This is a genomic window from Blautia sp. KLE_1732_HM_1032, from assembly GCF_025147905.1.
Classification (GTDB): domain Bacteria; phylum Bacillota; class Clostridia; order Lachnospirales; family Lachnospiraceae; genus Blautia_A; species Blautia_A fusiformis.
Genome location: NZ_CP102266.1, coordinates 2024762 through 2041090, shown reverse-complemented (window position 1 = coordinate 2041090; position 16329 = coordinate 2024762). Strand labels below are relative to the sequence as shown.

The window sequence follows — 16329 nt, the reverse complement described above, 5'->3', positions numbered from 1 at the left end:
AATGGAACAAATGTATAACGTATCATCTAATCCCCATATCAGGGATAAAATGACCACCAGCCGTATTATGCAGCTGGTAGTGATCGCACTTCTGCCGACAACACTTTTCGGTATCTGGAACTTTGGAGTGCATGCACTCCTTGTAGTGCTGGCGACGGTTGCATCCAGTGTGTTTTTTGAATGGCTGTATGACCGACTGATGCATAAAAAGAATACAACTACTGATTTCAGTGCAGTTGTAACAGGACTTCTGCTTGCACTGAACATGCCGCCCCAGATCCCGATCTGGATGCCGATCCTTGGCAGTGCTTTTGCGATCATTGTTGTAAAACAGCTGTTCGGTGGACTTGGACAGAACTTTATGAACCCGGCTCTTGCAGGAAGATGTTTCCTTATGATCTCTTTTGCCGGAAAAATGACTAACTTTGCAGTTTCCAAAAGCTCCCATGCTGTTGTAGATGCGGTTACACAGGCAACACCTCTGGCAGCGCTTAAAAGCCAGGGATTCATTGAGGGGACTTCTATTCCTGTAAAGAATCTCTTCCTTGGTAATATCCAGGGTACCATCGGTGAGACTTCTGCCCTGGCGATCCTCATCGGTGCAGTGATCCTTCTCGCATTTAAGATCATCGATCTGAAGGTACCTCTTACATATATTGGAAGTTTTGCAGTATTTGTCATTTTCTATATGTTGGGAACAGGCAAAGGCTTTGACGTAAACTATCTTTTCAGTCATATCTTTGGAGGCGGTCTGATGCTTGGTGCCTGGTTTATGGCAACCGATTATGTGACGACTCCGATCACTCCGAAAGGTCAGCTGGTATATGGCTGCTGCCTCGGTATCGTGACAGCGGTATTCCGTCTCTTTGGTGGTTCCGCAGAGGGCGTTTCCTATGCGATCATTTTCTGCAATCTTCTGGTTCCGCTTATTGAAAAAGTAACAAAACCGGTTGCTTTTGGAAAAGGAGGCAAGAAATAATGGGTAAGATTATCAGAAATACATTGATCCTTACGATCATTACAGTAGTTGCCGGCCTTGGCCTTGGACTGGTTTACGAAGTTACCAAAGAACCCATTGCAAGAACCGAGGAACAGGCAAAAAAAGAAGCATGGCAGACTGTATTCAGTGATGTAAGCCTGGAAGATTTTAAAGCTGTAGATGTAGACAAGGAAGCAGCAGATAAAACAGCTGCAGATCTTGGAATCAAAGCAATCGTAGATGAAGTCTGTGAAGCAGCAGATGAAGGCTATGTGGTAACTGTAACCGATAAAGAGGGTTACGGCGGTGATATCCAGATCACAGTTGGTGTAACAAAAGACGGCACCGTCAGCGGCGTTTCCATTCTTTCCATCAGTGAGACTGCCGGACTTGGAATGCGTGCTACAGAAGCGAAGTTCCAGGAACAGTATGTTGGAAAGAATACCGATAAATTCTATGTATCCAAGGACGGCGGCGAAGGTGAGCCTATTGATGCTATCAGTGGTGCGACCATCACATCCAGAGCTTTTACCGGTGCAGTCAATACAGCTATCGGCTATTGCAAAAACGCATTTTAGGAGGGTAGTTGAATATGAATAATTGTGGTGAAAGATTAAAAAACGGCATTATAACCGAAAATCCGATTTTCGTCCTGATGCTTGGTATGTGTCCTACCCTTGCGGTAACGACTTCTGCGATCAATGGTATTGGTATGGGACTTTCCACAACCGTAGTTCTGGTTATGTCAAACATGCTCATCTCCATGCTGCGTAAGGTTATTCCAGACTCCGTCAGAATGCCGGCCTTTATCGTAGTTGTAGCATCTTTTGTAACTATCGTACAGTTTCTGATGGAAGGCTTTACTCCTTCTCTTTATGAGTCACTTGGAATTTACATTCCACTGATCGTTGTTAACTGTATCATTCTGGGACGTGCAGAGAGTTATGCTTCCAAGAACCCTGTCCTTCCGTCTATCTTTGACGGACTTGGAATGGGTCTTGGCTTTACAGTGGGCCTGGTTGCCATTGGTCTTGTAAGAGAGATCCTTGGTTCTGGAAAGGCTTTCGGAGCACAGATCATTCCGGTTGCTGATGCAGCTACCGGTGCTGCCGGCTATACCCCGATCACTATCTTTATCCTTGCACCTGGAGCATTTCTGGTTCTTGCCGGACTTGCAGCGATCCAGAACAAAGTAAAGATCAACATGGCAAAGAAGGGCAAAGATGTTTCCAAAATCCAGTCCGGCTGTGGCTCCAATTGTGCGACCTGCGGCGGATGTCCTTCCGACAAAGAATAAAAAGGGGGAATAGAAAATGGCAAGCTTGATGTTGATCGCAATTGGTTCTGCGCTTTGCAGTAACGTTGTATTAAGTCAGTTCCTGGGAATCTGTTCTTTCCTTGGAGTATCCAAGAAGACAGAAACTGCAGCCGGCATGGGTGGTGCGGTTGTATTCGTTATTACCATTGCATCCTTTGTTGCAGGTCTGCTTTATAAATTCATCCTGGTACCGACCCATTTTGAGTATCTGAAAACGATTGTATTTATCCTGGTTATCGCGGCACTGGTACAGATTGTAGAAATGTTTCTCAAGAAATTTGTACCATCCCTTTACAAGGCACTGGGTGTATACCTTCCTCTGATCACAACAAACTGTGCAGTTCTTGGTGTAGCACTGAACAACGTTAAATATGAATACAGCATTCTTGAAAGTGTTGTCAACGGATTTGCCACAGGTGTAGGTTACCTGATCGCAATTGTATTACTTGCGGGAATCCGTGAAAAAATGGAATACAACGATATTCCGGAATCCTTCCAGGGTATGCCGATCGTTCTGCTTACGGCAGCACTGATGGCTATTGCATTCTTTGGATTCTCCGGAATCGTATAGGAGGAAGAAGAGCATGAGTATAACAGGAATTATTATGGCTGCAGTCATTGTCGGCGGTACTGGTTTATTCATTGGTATCTTCCTCGGACTTGCAGACAAGAAATTAACCGTTAAGGTAGATGAAAAGGAAGAAGCCATTCTCGGCGTTCTTCCAGGAAATAACTGTGGTGGTTGTGGATATCCGGGATGTTCCGGACTCGCTGCCGCAATTGCAAAGGGAGAAGCTCCTGTAGATCAGTGTCCGGTTGGCGGTGCTCCGGTTGCAGCCAAGATTGGCGCGATCATGGGACAGGAAGTAAAAGAAACCGCACGTCAGGTTGCTTTTGTAAAATGTGCGGGAACCTGTGATAAGACGACTGTGAAATATGAGTACACAGGTGTGGAAGACTGCGAGATGATGGCTTTCATCCCTGGCAGCGGTGCAAAAAACTGTACATTTGGATGTATGGGCTTCGGAAGCTGTGTAAAGGCATGTCCATTTGATGCGATCCATATAGTGAATGGTATTGCGGTCGTAGATCAGGAAGCATGTAAAGCCTGTGGCAAATGTGTTGCCAAATGTCCGCGTCACCTGATCGAGCTGGTACCATATGACAAACAGACACGTGTAGCCTGCAGCTCCCACGCAAAAGGTAAGGCAGTTACAGCTGCCTGCGAGCTTGGCTGTATCGGCTGTAAAAAATGTGAGAAGAATTGTCCGTCCGAGGCGATCACAGTTACCGATTTCTGTGCACACATTGATTATGATAAGTGTATAGGCTGCGGTAAATGTAAGGAAGTTTGCCCAAGACATGTGATTCTGTAAAACAAAAAAGAACTGCCTGTCACGGAAGTTTTCCGAGTGACGTGGCAGTTCTTTTTTGGAATAAAGCATGTTGTGCCCGATAATGCATAAATAAAATAAATACATACAAATTTTTGGTTATATTTCAATGAAAAATTGCAGTTTCCGGTTAAAAATATTTGACCGGTGAATTTCAAGGGGCTATAATAGGATATAAATATTCAGTATACTTCAAGGAGAACGAAATTCATGAGTAAGATTATTTTAACTGGCGACCGCCCGACGGGGCGCCTTCATGTAGGTCATTATGTTGGATCTCTGGCAGAGCGTGTGAAGCTGCAGAATTCCGGCTTATATGATGAGATTTATATTATGATCGCAGATGCCCAGGCACTTACAGATAATGCAGAGCATCCGGAGAAAGTACGTCATAACATTCTTCAGGTTGCTCTGGACTATCTGGCATGCGGGCTTGATCCGGAGAAATCCAATATTTTTATCCAGTCCATGGTTCCGGAGCTGACAGAACTTACCTTTTATTATATGAATCTGGTTACGGTAGCACGAGTACAGCGTAATCCTACCGTTAAATCCGAGATTAAGATGCGTAATTTTGAAGCCAGCATCCCGGTAGGCTTTTTCTGCTATCCGATCAGTCAGGCTGCGGATATTACTGCTTTCCGTGCAACACATGTACCGGTAGGTGAAGATCAGCTTCCGATGCTTGAGCAGTGCAAGGAGATCGTCCATAAATTCAATACCGTTTATGGTGATACACTGACAGATCCGGAAATTGTTCTTTCTTCCAATAAAGCATGCTTACGTCTTCCGGGAATTGACGGAAAGGCTAAGATGAGTAAGTCTCTCGGAAACTGCATCTATCTGTCTGATGAAGAAGATGTTGTGAAGAAAAAGATCATGTCCATGTTTACAGATCCGAACCATCTTCGTGTTCAGGATCCTGGTCGTGTAGAGGGAAATCCGGTATTTATCTATCTGGATGCCTTCAGCCGCCCGGAACATTTTGCTGAATTTCTGCCAGAGTATCAGAATTTGGATGAACTTAAGGCTCACTATCAGAGAGGTGGCCTTGGTGATGTGAAAGTCAAGAAGTTCCTGAATAATGTTATGCAGGCAGAGCTTGGACCGATCCGTGAAAGAAGGAAAATGTGGGAGCAGCGAACCGAAGATGTGTTCGATATCCTGAAAGCCGGTACAGAGGTTGCCAGAGAAAAAGCTGCCGCAACGCTTCATGATGTCCGTTCTTCTATGCGGATCAATTATTTTGAGGATCAGGATTTCCTTAATCAGTGATAGAAAACAGCGAGAGGAATCACAGGCTTGTATACAGGATCAACCCGGAGATTGTATTCCGGGTTGATTTTTTTTGAAAATTATGTTACTATTGCGTTCATATGGGAAACAGATGTTCAGCTGTTTCAGGGAAGGAGCCTTGAGATTTGATTTCTTTTGTAAAAGGTACCGTAGCAGATATCGGTGAAAATTGTCTGGTTGTGGAAAATGGCGGAATTGGTTATGAGATTTATATGACAGGACAGGATCTTGGGAAAGCACGGATAGGCGATGAAAAGAAGGTCCATACCTTTCTCTATGTGCGGGAGGATATTCTGCAGCTATATGGTTTTTTTTCGAAGGATGATCTTGGCATGTTCAAGCTTCTGATCGGTGTCAACGGAGTCGGACCTAAAGGCGCTCTGGGTATCCTTTCCGGGATCAGTGCAGACGAGCTTCGTTTTGCAGTGCTTTCCGATGATGTAAAAACAATCTCCAAGGCCCCTGGAATCGGGAAAAAGACAGCCCAGAAAATGATCCTGGAGCTGAAAGACAAGTTGAAGCTGGAAGATGCTTTTGAGATGAAACTGGCGCATCAGCAGGAAGAAGCAGCTGAGGGAGCATCTGATCTGAGGGATAGTCGTCAGGAAGCGGTGGAGGCGCTTGTCGCATTAGGATACAGTTCTGCAGATGCCCTTCGTGCAGTACGAAAGGTACCGGAAGATGTGCCGGCAGATGATGTAGAAGCAATTCTTCGGGCTGCACTGAAAAATTTTTAACAAATGTAGCAAGAATTCTCCCACCTCTTCAGATGGTGAGATGAATTGCACATCTGAGCATATCTGCTTAAAAAAATCTCTATAGTATAAAAGAAACACTTGTTCTCCTTTCCCTGATGTAGTATACTGAAAAAGAACAATTAGTTCATAAATACATATCCGTCGATATAAGAAAAAGGATGATAAATATAATGGAGTTAGACCATGAAAGATGCATTCTGGAGTCAGATCTTCTGTCTGCTCAGTGCAGGCGGAGCAACGATTGAAACGATACGGCAGTATATAGAAAGCCAGGGTGAGAAGAATGAACCGCGCCGTAAAAATAAGGATCTATCCAAATAAAGAGCAGAGAGTTCAGATAGAGCAAACAATCGGCTGCAGCCGCTTTATCTATAACCAGATGCTTGCAGATAAGATCAGCTATTACCAGAAAAAAAAAGATGCTCCGGAACACACCGGCCGGATATAAAAAGGAATATCCATGGCTGAAAGAGGTGGATTCTCTTGCCCTGGCGAATGCGCAGCTGCATCTGGAAAGTGCGTTCCGGAAGTTTTTTCGGGAACCAGCCTGCGGATTTCCACGTTATAAATCAAAGAAGCATGCAAGAAATTCATATACGACCAATGCACTAAACGGAAATATCCTTTTGCAGGATACCTATCTGAAGCTTCCAAAGATGTCCGTCATAAGGATAAAACTTCACCGTCAGATTCCATCAGACTGGAAACTGAAGTCTGTAACTGTGAGCCGTGAGCCATCCGGGAAATATTTAGCCAGCCTTTTGTTCTGCTGTGAGAACCAAACAGTGGAAAAAAGACCGGCAGAGAGATTTCTTGGGATCGATTTTGCCATGCAGGGAATGTGTGTATTTTCTACAGGAGAAAGAGCCGGGTACCCTATGTTTTACAGAAAAGCAGAGAAAAAACTTGCAAGAGAACAGAGAAAGCTCTCCCACTGTGAAAAAGGAAGCCGGAACTATCAGAAACAGAAAAAAAGGGTAGCTTTATGTCATGAAAAGATAAAGAACCAGAGAAAAGATTTCCAGCATAAGCTCAGTAGGGAGCTTGCGGAAAGATATGATGCAGTATGTGTGGAAGATCTGAATCTGAAGGGAATGTCCGGAGGACTGCACCTTGGGAAAGGTGTGCAGGATAACGGGTACGGGCAGTTTCTGTTCATGCTGGGATACAAGCTGGAAGAATGCGGAAAACATCTTATAAAAGTAGACCGTTATTTTGCATCCAGCAAGATCTGCAGTGTATGCGGACATAAGAAAAAGGAATTGGCATTGTCGGATAGAATGTATGTTTGTGGATGTGGAAATAGGATGGACCGGGATGTGAATGCAGCAGTCAATATCCGTGAAGAAGGAAAAAGAATCTATAAAGAATGTGCCTGACGGCACAAGAAAAAAATCCGTAACCGGATAAACATAAAAAACAAAACCGCGGGACACGCGGGGATAGCCTGTTTTAGCTTTGCTCTAAAGGGTAATCGAGCAGGAAGCCCCCACTTCAAAATCGTAAGATTTAAGTGGTGGGAGCATGTCACCGCCGTGAGTAAGAGCAAACATGCTCGCACTGAAATGAAATAGAACGGAGCATAGCAAATGGAGAACAGGATCATTACAACAGATGTTACAGAAGAGGATTTTTCCCTGGAGGGAAATTTAAGGCCTCAGAGTCTGGATGAGTATATTGGTCAACAGAAAACAAAAGATACCCTGAAAATTTATATCGAAGCAGCAAAGCAGCGTCATGATTCACTGGATCATGTGCTGTTTTATGGACCTCCGGGGCTGGGAAAGACTACACTTTCCGCGATCATTGCCAATGAGATGGGAACACATATGAAGGTAACATCAGGTCCTGCGATTGAAAAGCCAGGCGAAATGGCTGCGATCCTGAACAACCTTCAGGAAGGAGATGTGCTGTTTGTAGATGAGATACACAGACTGAATCGACAGGTAGAAGAGGTTCTTTACCCGGCAATGGAAGATTTTGCTATCGATATCATGATCGGCAAGGGAGCATCCGCCCGTTCCATTCGTCTGGATCTTCCGAAGTTTACATTGGTAGGTGCAACAACGAGGGCAGGTCTTCTTTCCGCGCCGCTTCGTGATCGTTTTGGCGTAACACAGAGACTGGAGTTTTATGATAAAAAAGAACTGACGACGATCATTCTACGTTCCGCTCAGGTGCTTGGCGTGGAAATCGAACCCAATGGAGCTGCCGAGATCGCCAAGCGTTCCAGAGGAACCCCCCGTCTGGCCAACCGTCTTCTGAAGAGAGTACGTGATTTCGCCCAGGTGAAGTATAATGGTGTGATCACCTACGATGTTGCCTGCTTCGCATTGGATCTTCTGGAGGTAGATCAGTATGGCCTCGATAAAACGGACCGCCGCATTCTCCAGACCTTGATCTTGAATTTCCAGGGCGGACCAGTGGGGCTTGAAACACTTGCCGCATCAATCGGAGAAGACTCCGGAACACTGGAAGACGTGTATGAACCCTATCTTTTGCAGACAGGTTTCCTTAACAGAACTCCACGTGGAAGAATGGCTTCCGTGCTGGCATATACCCATCTTGGATATCCTCGTCCTGATTTATCGACAAAATAATAGAAAAACTTCTATACATTTTTGCGGGAATCAGTTATAATAAAAGAAATTGCGGGTTGTAAGACCGGCAATGCAGAGGAATGTTATTGAGGAAATTACCAGTAACAGATAAATTCAGGAGGCTTTACGAATGGCGGTAAAGAATACAGCACAGGTTGTTATCGATGGAAAGATCATTACTCTGGGCGGGTATGAGTCCGAGGAATATTTTCAGAAGGTTGCAGCCTATATGAATAATAAGATCAGTGAGCTGAGTCAGATGCCGGGATACTCCAGACAGGCCATGGAGACCAAGCATACACTGCTCAGTCTGAATATTACAGATGATTATTTTAAGGCAAAAAAACAGGCGGAGATTTTTGAACAGGATCTGCAGCAGAAAGACCAGGAGATGTATGATCTGAAACATGAACTGATCTCTTTGAAAATGCAGATTGAAGAGGCGAAGAAGGCAGAACAGGAAGCTCAGGAACAGAAGAATCTTCTGGACGGTAAGGTGAAGGAGCTGGAGAAAGAACTTGATGAACTGCTTAAATAAGGAGGGGGGATTGCTTCGGTAATCCTCTTTTGTTTTATGGTCATCGGATTGATTAACAGATGGGAGATGAGGGAATACTGTGAAAAATATGATAACAGAACTGCTCTCGCCGGCAGGTTCTTATGAAAGCTTTGAGGCAGCTATTGGTGCCGGGGCTGATGCGGTATATGTAGGGGGACCGGCTTTTGGAGCAAGAGCTTATGCGCAGAACTTCACCCAGGAAGAGCTGATCACTGCCATTGAGACCGCACATATCCATAACCGTAAATTATATCTTACTGTGAATACACTTTTGAAGAACCGTGAACTGGATGATCAGCTGTTTGAATATCTGCTTCCGTATTATGAGGCAGGGCTGGATGCGGTGATCGTACAGGATCTGGGAGTATTTTCTTTTATACGCCGGAATTTTCCGGATCTGGATATTCACGCAAGCACACAGATGACAGTAACCGGACCGGAGGGAATGCGGTTTCTGGAGGAAAAGGGAGCAACGCGTGTGGTTCCGGCCAGAGAGCTTTCCCTGGAAGAGATATCTGCCATGCATAAGGCAAGTCCTCTGGAAATAGAGACTTTTATCCATGGAGCTCTCTGTTACAGCTATTCCGGCCAGTGTCTGATGAGCAGTATTTTCGGTGGAAGAAGCGGAAACCGTGGCCGCTGTGCACAGCCATGCAGGCTTCCTTACAGTGTAACCATGGATCACAGAAAATATAAAGGAGACAAGGATTTTTGTGCATTAAGCCTGAAAGATATCTGCACTCTGGATATTCTTCCGGATATCCTGGAGGCGGGTGTTATGTCTCTGAAGATCGAAGGGCGTATGAAACAGCCGGCGTACACAGCGGGCGTCACGGCAGTATATCGAAAATATCTGGATATGTATTTAAGTGGAAAAGAATATCACGTTCAGGAAAACGATCGGAAGTATCTTCTTGAGCTTTTCAGTCGGGGAGGATCCTGCAAAGGATACTATGATATGTATCGCGGGCCGGAAATGATGGCTTTTGCCAATGAAAAAAAATCCGGTAATATCCAGCCGGAGATCAGAAAAATAAAAGAAAAAATTCATGGGAATTTAATACTTTCTCCTGAAAGTCCTGTTATACTGGAAATAACCTGCAAGGGCCAGACAGTAACTGCTATGGGCGGTGAGGTACAGTTTGCTAAAAATCAGCCAATGGAAGAACAGAGGATCCGTCAGCAGATGGAGAAACTGGGAAATACAGATTTTCAGTGGGAGGATCTGAACATTGAAATAAATGGAAGGATTTTTGTTCCGGTTAAAGTTCTCAATGAAGTACGAAGAGATGCTCTGAGTCAGCTGCGAGAAGCACTGATCGGATGTCAGAAGAGAGCACAGGTTACGAAGCAGCCGACGAAATCTAAGGATCAGGCTGCCTGCCACAGAAGGGTAACAGACAGCCTGCCTGTGTATGTATCCTGTGAACGTTCGGATACTGCGGAAGTACTTTTGAACGAACCGGGGATTACAGGTTTTTATTTTCCTTTTGATACTATGGAAAAATATTTTTCACCGGAACTTGCTGCAAGCAGTGAATTATATCTTTCTACTCCACATATCCATCGCGGAGAAATCCCCGAAAAGTGGCTTCGATCAGCTCAAAAATGGTTGGAGCAGGGTATGAAGGGCTTTCTGGTAAGAAACCTGGAATCTTACGCCGTACTGAAAAAAATGGGATATGGCGAAAAATGTATCCTGGATGCATCCATGTATACCTGGAATGATCAGAGTGTTGATTTCTGGCGGGAAGAGGGAGTTCTTCGAAATACAGTCCCCCTTGAGTTGAATGAGGGTGAACTGAAACATAGAGATAATACTTCTTCGGAGCTGCTTTTATATGGTTATATCCCACTGATGCTTTCCGCGCAGTGTGTAAGGAAGAATCTTTTCGGATGTACAGGAAAATATGAGACGGCTTATCTGAAAGACCGCTATAACAGTGAATTTCCGGTAAAATGCAGTTGTGATCCATGGGGAAAAAACATCTCCGAAAAAGCAAAATACTGTTATAATATCATTTATAATAGCATTCCTTACGGACTTCCGGGTGAAAAAGATCAGGTAAAAAAACTGAACCTTCACTCTTTGCGACTGGCATTTACGATCGAAGAGCCAGAGAAAGCAAAAGCGATCCTGAAAGAATTCCGGACGGTTTATCAGGAAAACGGAAAACCTTCCGGACGCAGGTATACAAAAGGCCATTTTAAAAGAGGAGCCGAGTAAAAGTGTATGATTAATGTAATTACAGAATTATCTAAGTATGTGATCCTCACATTGATGATCGTCTATACCTTTCATTGTTTTTATATGGTGTGGCGGCAGGATGAGGAAGAAAAGAGAGAACTGCTCCATCAGCAGCTGACCATGATCTTTTTTATTGATTTTACAGCATTTCTTGTGATCTATTTAAAAAGCATGGATTTCAGGGTCATCCTGTTCTATATCGAAATGATGATCTTTTTTGCAGCGATCCAGATCCTTTATCGAATTATTTATCAGAATGCATCGCTGCTTCTTTTAAATAATATGTGTATGCTCCTGAGCGTAGGATTTATCATGCTCTGCCGGCTTTCACTTCCGTCTGCAACTAAGCAGCTTCTGATCGTGGCCGCAGGTAGTGCAGTATCACTGGTAATACCGGTAATGATACGAAAAATGAAATTTTTAAAGGATCTTACATGGGCTTATGCCGGAATTGGTATTGTACTTCTGGCGGCAGTTCTTGTTCTGGCAAGCACAAGCTACGGTGCAAAGCTTTCTCTTATGGGAATCCAGCCTTCCGAGGTGATCAAGATAACCTTCGTATTTTTTATGGCATCACTTCTGTGTACCAAGGTGGATTTTCGCAAAGTAGTACTGGCTACGATCGTTGCAGTGATCCATGTAGGGATCCTGGTTCTTTCCAGGGATCTGGGTAGTGCAGTAATCTTTTTTGTCACCTACCTTGTACTGATCTATGTGGCAACCAGGAATCCGAGCTATTTATTTCTGGGACTTGGCGGAGGATGCGTTGGTTCGGTGATCGCATATCATCTTTTTGGACATGTCCGTCAGCGAGTCAGTGCCTGGAAGGATCCGATGGCTGTCTATCAAAATGAAGGTTATCAGATCGTGCAGTCTCTGTTTGCAATCGGAACCGGAGGCTGGTTTGGAATGGGACTTTGCCAGGGCTCTCCGGAGAAGATTCCGGTCGTAAAAAATGATTTTATCTTCAGTGCTATTTGTGAGGAACTGGGTGGCATTTTTGCCATCTGCCTGATTCTTGTATGCACAAGCTTTTTTCTGATGATCGTTACTATTGCACTAAAGATCAGGAATCCGTTTTATAAACTGATCGCACTGGGGCTCGGAACAGAATATGCTTTTCAGGTATTTCTGACCATCGGCGGTGCAACCAAGTTTATTCCAATGACAGGAGTTACACTTCCGCTGGTGAGTTACGGAGGCAGTTCTGTCATGTGTACCATCCTGATGCTTGCGATCATTCAGGGACTGTATATTCTGAGGGAAGATGAGGACGAACAAATTGAAACGCAGCGAAAAGAAACGATTGAAAGAAGAGGAAAGAGAGCAACGCCTGAGAGAAAGAGAAATCGCCAGACTCCGTAGAAAAAAGAACCGGCCTTTAACTTTTGTATCGGCCTTCTTTATATTGATCTTTGTCAGTCTGATCGGATATCTGGCCTATTTTGACGCCATAAAAAGCGAAGATTTTATCAACAGCCCGTACAACACCCGTCAGGATACATTTTCGGACCGGGTAGTACGTGGAAGTATCCAGTCTTCGGATGGTGAGGTTCTGGCACAGACCAATGTGTATGAAGATGGAACAGAAGAGAGAACGTATCCGTTTTCCAATATTTTTGCACATGCAGTAGGATATGATACCAATGGTAAGAGTGGTTTGGAATCGGAAGCAAATTTCCAGCTTCTCACCTCACATTCATTTTTTCTGGAACAGATGAAAAATGAATTCCTGGGAAAAAAGAATCAGGGTGATACCGTGATCTCCAGTCTGAATGCAGATCTTCAGACAACGGCATACAATTCTCTGGGAGACCGGAGAGGAGCGGTAGTTGTACTGGAACCATCCACCGGACGTATCCTGGCTATGGTGAGCAAACCGGATTTTGATCCGAACACGATCGCACAGAACTGGGATACCCTTGTTAATGATGAAAGTAACAGTAGCCTTTTAAACCGTGCAACCAATGGAGCTTATCCTCCGGGATCAACATTTAAGATCGTCACGGCACTGGATTATTTCAGACAAAAGGGATCACTGGAGGGATATTCCTATCTGTGTCAGGGAAGTATCACAGTGGATGACCACACGATCCAGTGTTACAATGGTGCAGTACATGGACAGGAGGATTTTTATTCCGCATTTGCACATTCCTGTAACTGTGCATTTGCAGATATGGGACTTGGTCTGGGAGGAGATACTCTGAAAAGTACTGCAGAGGATCTGCTCTTTAATAGGGCGCTTCCGCTGAATTCCTATAAAACCAGTCGCTTTACCCTTGATAAAGATTCTCCGAATGCACTTGTGATGCAGACCTCGATCGGCCAGGGTAACACTCTTGTTTCTCCGATGCATATGGCATTGATCACAAGTGCCATCGCCAATGATGGTATACTGATGAAGCCAACCATGATCGATAAGATCGTGAATAATTCCGGTGATACGGTCAGGGAAACAGAAAAAACAGAATACAAACGTCTGATGACAAGAAATGAAGCCAATATCCTTGGAAAACTAATGAAAAATGTAGTTGAAAACGGTACGGCTTCCGCATTGAATGGACGAGGATATACTGTTGCCGGAAAAACCGGTTCTGCGGAGTTTGATGAAAATGGCTCCAGTCATTCCTGGTTTGTGGGTTATTCTAATGTAGATGATCCGGATATCGCCATTGCAGTGATCGTGGAAAACGGCGGAACCGGAAGTGAAGCGGCAGTTCCCATTGCGGCCAATGTTTTTGATGCATATTATTTCGATTAAATTGAGAACAGTATCTGCTTCTTGCCCCTTGCCTATAAGGTGAAAAAGAGGTATACTATAGCCAGTGCAAAAGACACACGCATTACAGGAGGATTGCAATATGATAGAAGCAACAAGCTGTGGCGGTGTGGTAATTCATCGGGGTAAGATCCTGGCATTGTATAAATCCTACAGGAACCGTTATGAAGGATGGGTGCTTCCCAAAGGAACTGTAGAAAAAGGAGAGACTTTTGAGCAGACTGCTTTACGTGAAGTAATGGAAGAAGCAGGTGTTCGGGCCTCTATCGTGAAATATATCGGTAAAAGCCAGTATAATTTCACCGTTCCGGAGGATGTGGTAATGAAAGAGGTACACTGGTATCTCATGATAGCTGATAATTATCATAGCAAACCCCAGCGAGAGGAATATTTTGTAGATTCCGGATACTATAAGTTTCATGAGATCTATCATCTTCTCCGTTTTTCCAACGAGAAGCATATCGTGGAACAGGCCTATCAGGAGTATCTGGAAATGCGAAGTGAGGGCGTCTGGGCGAAACAGCAGAAGTATTTTTAACAACAGGACAGGGCTGTGTACTTACGCAGCCCTGTTTGGCATTATAACGGAGGTGAGGGCAGATTGCTGAAATGGATGAAAAACTATTACATAGGAAATGATGTAAAAAATCCTACTAGAATAAGAACCAGGATCACTGCTGGCAAATTCGTGCCGGATATCTACGTTGTTACTTTGTCTGATAATCCCGGAAATATTTTGGAAATTCTTCCTGCAGGCATGCTTGTACAGCGAAGCGCCAGAGCCACCTGTCCTTTGATCATTGGAATGGCTAGAGGAAAATCCGGTGCTATACAGATGGTACAGGATATGATCGAACAGGTTTATACCGAAACTGGAAATTTTAAAATAAAAGAATATCTGAAAAACAGGTGAACCAATGCTGCATATATTATGGCTGATAATAAAATGGATATTGATCCTTCTGGGGATCCTGATCGGGCTGATTCTTATGATCCTGCTGCTTCTTTTATTCTGTCCGATCAGATACAGAGGGAAAATAAAAAAAGACCGAACGGATAGTCTTCGGGAAATACATGCTTTCGGTGAAGTGAGCTGGCTGCTTCATATAATTTCTGCGCAGGTATTCTGGGAGCAGAGCGTTCTGAAAACAAAATTATGTTTTTTAGGGATTCCTTTGGAAAAATTTAAAAATCTGTTTCGTAAAAAAAAGAAACCTAGATCTCTTTCCAACTCCGGAAATCAAAATGCCAAAAAACAGGCAGAGGCTTCCAGAAGCCATGAAAAGACATCAAAAAACGAAAATCAGAACGATACCGCAGAGCTGCAAATGTCTGAGCCTCAGGAAGATACTGTTGAAGATATAAATGAAATTTTGGAAAATGTAATAATGGAGCCGATATCGATTTCCGAAGAAATATCGGAAGAATCGGAAGATGAAAAGAAGCTTCGGACAAAGATTGCAGATTTAATTTTGAATATAGTGGGAAAAATAAAAACGGCAGTTGGAAAGCTGATCCGAATCGTACAGAATTTTCTTGGAATCCCCAAAAGGATTCTGAAAAAAATGCAAAGTCTTGCATTAACAATCCGGAATTTCTGTGATAAGATAAACTGGTGGAAGGAGTTTTTAGACCATCCCCGAACCAAAGAGGCTCTTTCCTTTCTGTGGAAAAATGCAAAAAAACTGATTTATCATGTGCTTCCGACAAGGATCACCGGAAAAATCACATTTGGCAATGAAGATCCGGCAGTTACAGGTATGGTATTGGCTGTATTAGGAATGACGATTCCTTTTCATAAAAACAAGATCGAAGCAGCGCCCCTTTTTGATGATGAAAATGTTCTTGAGGGAGAGATCCTGTTAAAGGGAAGGATTTATGGAATTGTAGTTCTCAAAACAGCAGCAGAGCTTTATTTCAATAAAAATATAAAATACGTCATCCACCGATGGAGACATAAGGAGGTAAAACATGGAGAAAGAGAATAATTTCAAAGATACCGTGAATTCATTATTTAAAGGAATGGATGGCTTTGTATCGGCCAAAACAGTGGTTGGCGATGCCATTCATGTAGGTGATACCATTATCCTTCCTCTGGTCGATGTATCCTTCGGCGTGGGAGCCGGAGCTTTTGAAGGGGATAAGAAGAATAACGGCGGCGGAGGTCTTGCCGGAAAGATGTCTCCCTGTGCAGTACTTGTGATCCAGAATGGAAGCACCAAACTTGTAAACGTAAAAAATCAGGATGGCCTTACCAAGGTTCTGGATATGGTGCCGGATTTTGTGAACCGTTTTGCGCCAGGTGCAGGCAATGCTGAGGATACAGACGGGAAAGAAGAGTAGTATTCCATTTAGATTTCATGCATATACTGTAATAAAAAACAGGAAATGAGCAGAC

At 43.9% G+C, this 16329-nt stretch carries 18 protein-coding genes and 1 pseudogene; all 19 read left to right on the top strand.

What is annotated here, in order from left to right; genetic code table 11:
• The first annotated feature begins 1 nt into the window (after nt 1).
• Complete coding sequence (locus NQ489_RS09800) at nt 2–979, top strand: RnfABCDGE type electron transport complex subunit D (RefSeq protein ID WP_021650508.1); 978 nt, start codon at nt 2–4, stop codon at nt 977–979.
• A complete protein-coding gene (locus NQ489_RS09795) occupies nt 979–1557 on the top strand; it encodes an RnfABCDGE type electron transport complex subunit G (RefSeq protein ID WP_021650507.1) in 579 nt (192 codons plus the stop codon). The genes NQ489_RS09800 and NQ489_RS09795 overlap by 1 nt, the downstream gene beginning before the upstream one ends.
• A 14-nt stretch (nt 1558–1571) precedes the next feature.
• On the top strand, nt 1572–2276 hold the full coding sequence (rsxE, locus tag NQ489_RS09790; RefSeq protein ID WP_015524883.1) for an electron transport complex subunit RsxE: 705 nt from the start codon (nt 1572–1574) through the stop codon (nt 2274–2276).
• 16 nt (nt 2277–2292) lie between these two features.
• Nucleotides 2293–2868: an electron transport complex protein RnfA gene (locus tag NQ489_RS09785; RefSeq protein WP_015524884.1), complete on the top strand. Its 576-nt coding sequence runs from the start codon at nt 2293–2295 to the stop codon at nt 2866–2868.
• A 13-nt stretch (nt 2869–2881) separates the two neighbouring features.
• Nucleotides 2882–3673, top strand: a complete 792-nt coding sequence (locus NQ489_RS09780) for an RnfABCDGE type electron transport complex subunit B (RefSeq protein ID WP_021650506.1) — start codon at nt 2882–2884, stop codon at nt 3671–3673.
• A gap of 228 nt (nt 3674–3901) precedes the next feature.
• Nucleotides 3902–4966 (top strand): tryptophan--tRNA ligase, encoded by a 1065-nt coding sequence (gene trpS, locus NQ489_RS09775; RefSeq protein ID WP_015524886.1) that lies wholly within the window; start codon nt 3902–3904, stop codon nt 4964–4966.
• Between the two features lie 146 nt (nt 4967–5112).
• A complete protein-coding gene (gene ruvA / locus NQ489_RS09770) occupies nt 5113–5724 on the top strand; it encodes a Holliday junction branch migration protein RuvA (RefSeq protein WP_021650504.1) in 612 nt (203 codons plus the stop codon).
• A 207-nt stretch (nt 5725–5931) separates the two neighbouring features.
• Nucleotides 5932–6066: pseudogene (locus NQ489_RS09765) on the top strand (transposase); the annotation flags it as partial.
• The gene (locus tag NQ489_RS17845) at nt 6029–6193 is read left to right on the top strand and encodes a helix-turn-helix domain-containing protein (protein WP_326928962.1); all 165 of its coding nucleotides are present in this window, start codon (nt 6029–6031) and stop codon (nt 6191–6193) included. The pseudogene NQ489_RS09765 and the gene NQ489_RS17845, both read left to right, overlap by 38 nt.
• Complete coding sequence (locus tag NQ489_RS09760) at nt 6165–7124, top strand: RNA-guided endonuclease InsQ/TnpB family protein (protein ID WP_326928961.1); 960 nt, start codon at nt 6165–6167, stop codon at nt 7122–7124. The genes NQ489_RS17845 and NQ489_RS09760 overlap by 29 nt, the downstream gene beginning before the upstream one ends.
• Nucleotides 7125–7334: 210 nt before the next feature.
• On the top strand, nt 7335–8345 hold the full coding sequence (gene ruvB / locus NQ489_RS09755) for a Holliday junction branch migration DNA helicase RuvB (protein WP_015524888.1): 1011 nt from the start codon (nt 7335–7337) through the stop codon (nt 8343–8345).
• Nucleotides 8346–8475: 130 nt separating this feature from the next.
• Nucleotides 8476–8883, top strand: a complete 408-nt coding sequence (locus tag NQ489_RS09750; protein ID WP_015524889.1) for a cell division protein ZapA — start codon at nt 8476–8478, stop codon at nt 8881–8883.
• An 88-nt stretch (nt 8884–8971) separates the two neighbouring features.
• On the top strand, nt 8972–11131 hold the full coding sequence (locus NQ489_RS09745; protein WP_021651505.1) for a peptidase U32 family protein: 2160 nt from the start codon (nt 8972–8974) through the stop codon (nt 11129–11131).
• A 6-nt stretch (nt 11132–11137) separates the two neighbouring features.
• Nucleotides 11138–12517 carry an FtsW/RodA/SpoVE family cell cycle protein gene (locus NQ489_RS09740; RefSeq protein WP_015524892.1) on the top strand — a complete coding sequence of 460 codons (1380 nt, stop codon included), beginning with the start codon at nt 11138–11140 and terminating at the stop codon, nt 12515–12517.
• On the top strand, nt 12420–13913 hold the full coding sequence (locus NQ489_RS09735; RefSeq protein WP_084449157.1) for a peptidoglycan D,D-transpeptidase FtsI family protein: 1494 nt from the start codon (nt 12420–12422) through the stop codon (nt 13911–13913). The genes NQ489_RS09740 and NQ489_RS09735 overlap by 98 nt, the downstream gene beginning before the upstream one ends.
• 100 nt (nt 13914–14013) lie before the next feature.
• Nucleotides 14014–14469 carry an NUDIX hydrolase gene (locus tag NQ489_RS09730; protein ID WP_015524893.1) on the top strand — a complete coding sequence of 152 codons (456 nt, stop codon included), beginning with the start codon at nt 14014–14016 and terminating at the stop codon, nt 14467–14469.
• A gap of 63 nt (nt 14470–14532) precedes the next feature.
• Entirely contained in the window at nt 14533–14844 is a 312-nt protein-coding gene (locus NQ489_RS09725; RefSeq protein ID WP_044961521.1) for a hypothetical protein, read from the top strand.
• A 4-nt stretch (nt 14845–14848) separates the two neighbouring features.
• Nucleotides 14849–15919 (top strand): DUF2953 domain-containing protein, encoded by a 1071-nt coding sequence (locus NQ489_RS09720; protein ID WP_021651501.1) that lies wholly within the window; start codon nt 14849–14851, stop codon nt 15917–15919.
• Entirely contained in the window at nt 15903–16274 is a 372-nt protein-coding gene (locus NQ489_RS09715) for a GerW family sporulation protein (RefSeq protein ID WP_015524896.1), read from the top strand. The genes NQ489_RS09720 and NQ489_RS09715 overlap by 17 nt, the downstream gene beginning before the upstream one ends.
• The last annotated feature ends 55 nt before the right edge of the window (nt 16275–16329 follow it).

What these genes read in the sequence shown, in the direction of transcription:
- NQ489_RS09800 (WP_021650508.1), top strand. Translation starts at nt 2, where the DNA reads ATGGAACAAATGTATAACGTATCATCTAATCCCCATATCAGGGATAAA.
- NQ489_RS09795 (WP_021650507.1), top strand. Translation starts at nt 979, where the DNA reads ATGGGTAAGATTATCAGAAATACATTGATCCTTACGATCATTACAGTA.
- rsxE (WP_015524883.1), top strand. Translation starts at nt 1,572, where the DNA reads ATGAATAATTGTGGTGAAAGATTAAAAAACGGCATTATAACCGAAAAT.
- NQ489_RS09785 (WP_015524884.1), top strand. Translation starts at nt 2,293, where the DNA reads ATGGCAAGCTTGATGTTGATCGCAATTGGTTCTGCGCTTTGCAGTAAC.
- NQ489_RS09780 (WP_021650506.1), top strand. Translation starts at nt 2,882, where the DNA reads ATGAGTATAACAGGAATTATTATGGCTGCAGTCATTGTCGGCGGTACT.
- trpS (WP_015524886.1), top strand. Translation starts at nt 3,902, where the DNA reads ATGAGTAAGATTATTTTAACTGGCGACCGCCCGACGGGGCGCCTTCAT.
- NQ489_RS17845 (WP_326928962.1), top strand. Translation starts at nt 6,029, where the DNA reads ATGAACCGCGCCGTAAAAATAAGGATCTATCCAAATAAAGAGCAGAGA.
- NQ489_RS09760 (WP_326928961.1), top strand. Translation starts at nt 6,165, where the DNA reads ATGCTCCGGAACACACCGGCCGGATATAAAAAGGAATATCCATGGCTG.
- ruvB (WP_015524888.1), top strand. Translation starts at nt 7,335, where the DNA reads ATGGAGAACAGGATCATTACAACAGATGTTACAGAAGAGGATTTTTCC.
- NQ489_RS09750 (WP_015524889.1), top strand. Translation starts at nt 8,476, where the DNA reads ATGGCGGTAAAGAATACAGCACAGGTTGTTATCGATGGAAAGATCATT.
- NQ489_RS09745 (WP_021651505.1), top strand. Translation starts at nt 8,972, where the DNA reads ATGATAACAGAACTGCTCTCGCCGGCAGGTTCTTATGAAAGCTTTGAG.
- NQ489_RS09740 (WP_015524892.1), top strand. Translation starts at nt 11,138, where the DNA reads ATGATTAATGTAATTACAGAATTATCTAAGTATGTGATCCTCACATTG.
- NQ489_RS09735 (WP_084449157.1), top strand. Translation starts at nt 12,420, where the DNA reads ATGAGGACGAACAAATTGAAACGCAGCGAAAAGAAACGATTGAAAGAA.
- NQ489_RS09730 (WP_015524893.1), top strand. Translation starts at nt 14,014, where the DNA reads ATGATAGAAGCAACAAGCTGTGGCGGTGTGGTAATTCATCGGGGTAAG.
- NQ489_RS09720 (WP_021651501.1), top strand. Translation starts at nt 14,849, where the DNA reads ATGCTGCATATATTATGGCTGATAATAAAATGGATATTGATCCTTCTG.
- NQ489_RS09715 (WP_015524896.1), top strand. Translation starts at nt 15,903, where the DNA reads ATGGAGAAAGAGAATAATTTCAAAGATACCGTGAATTCATTATTTAAA.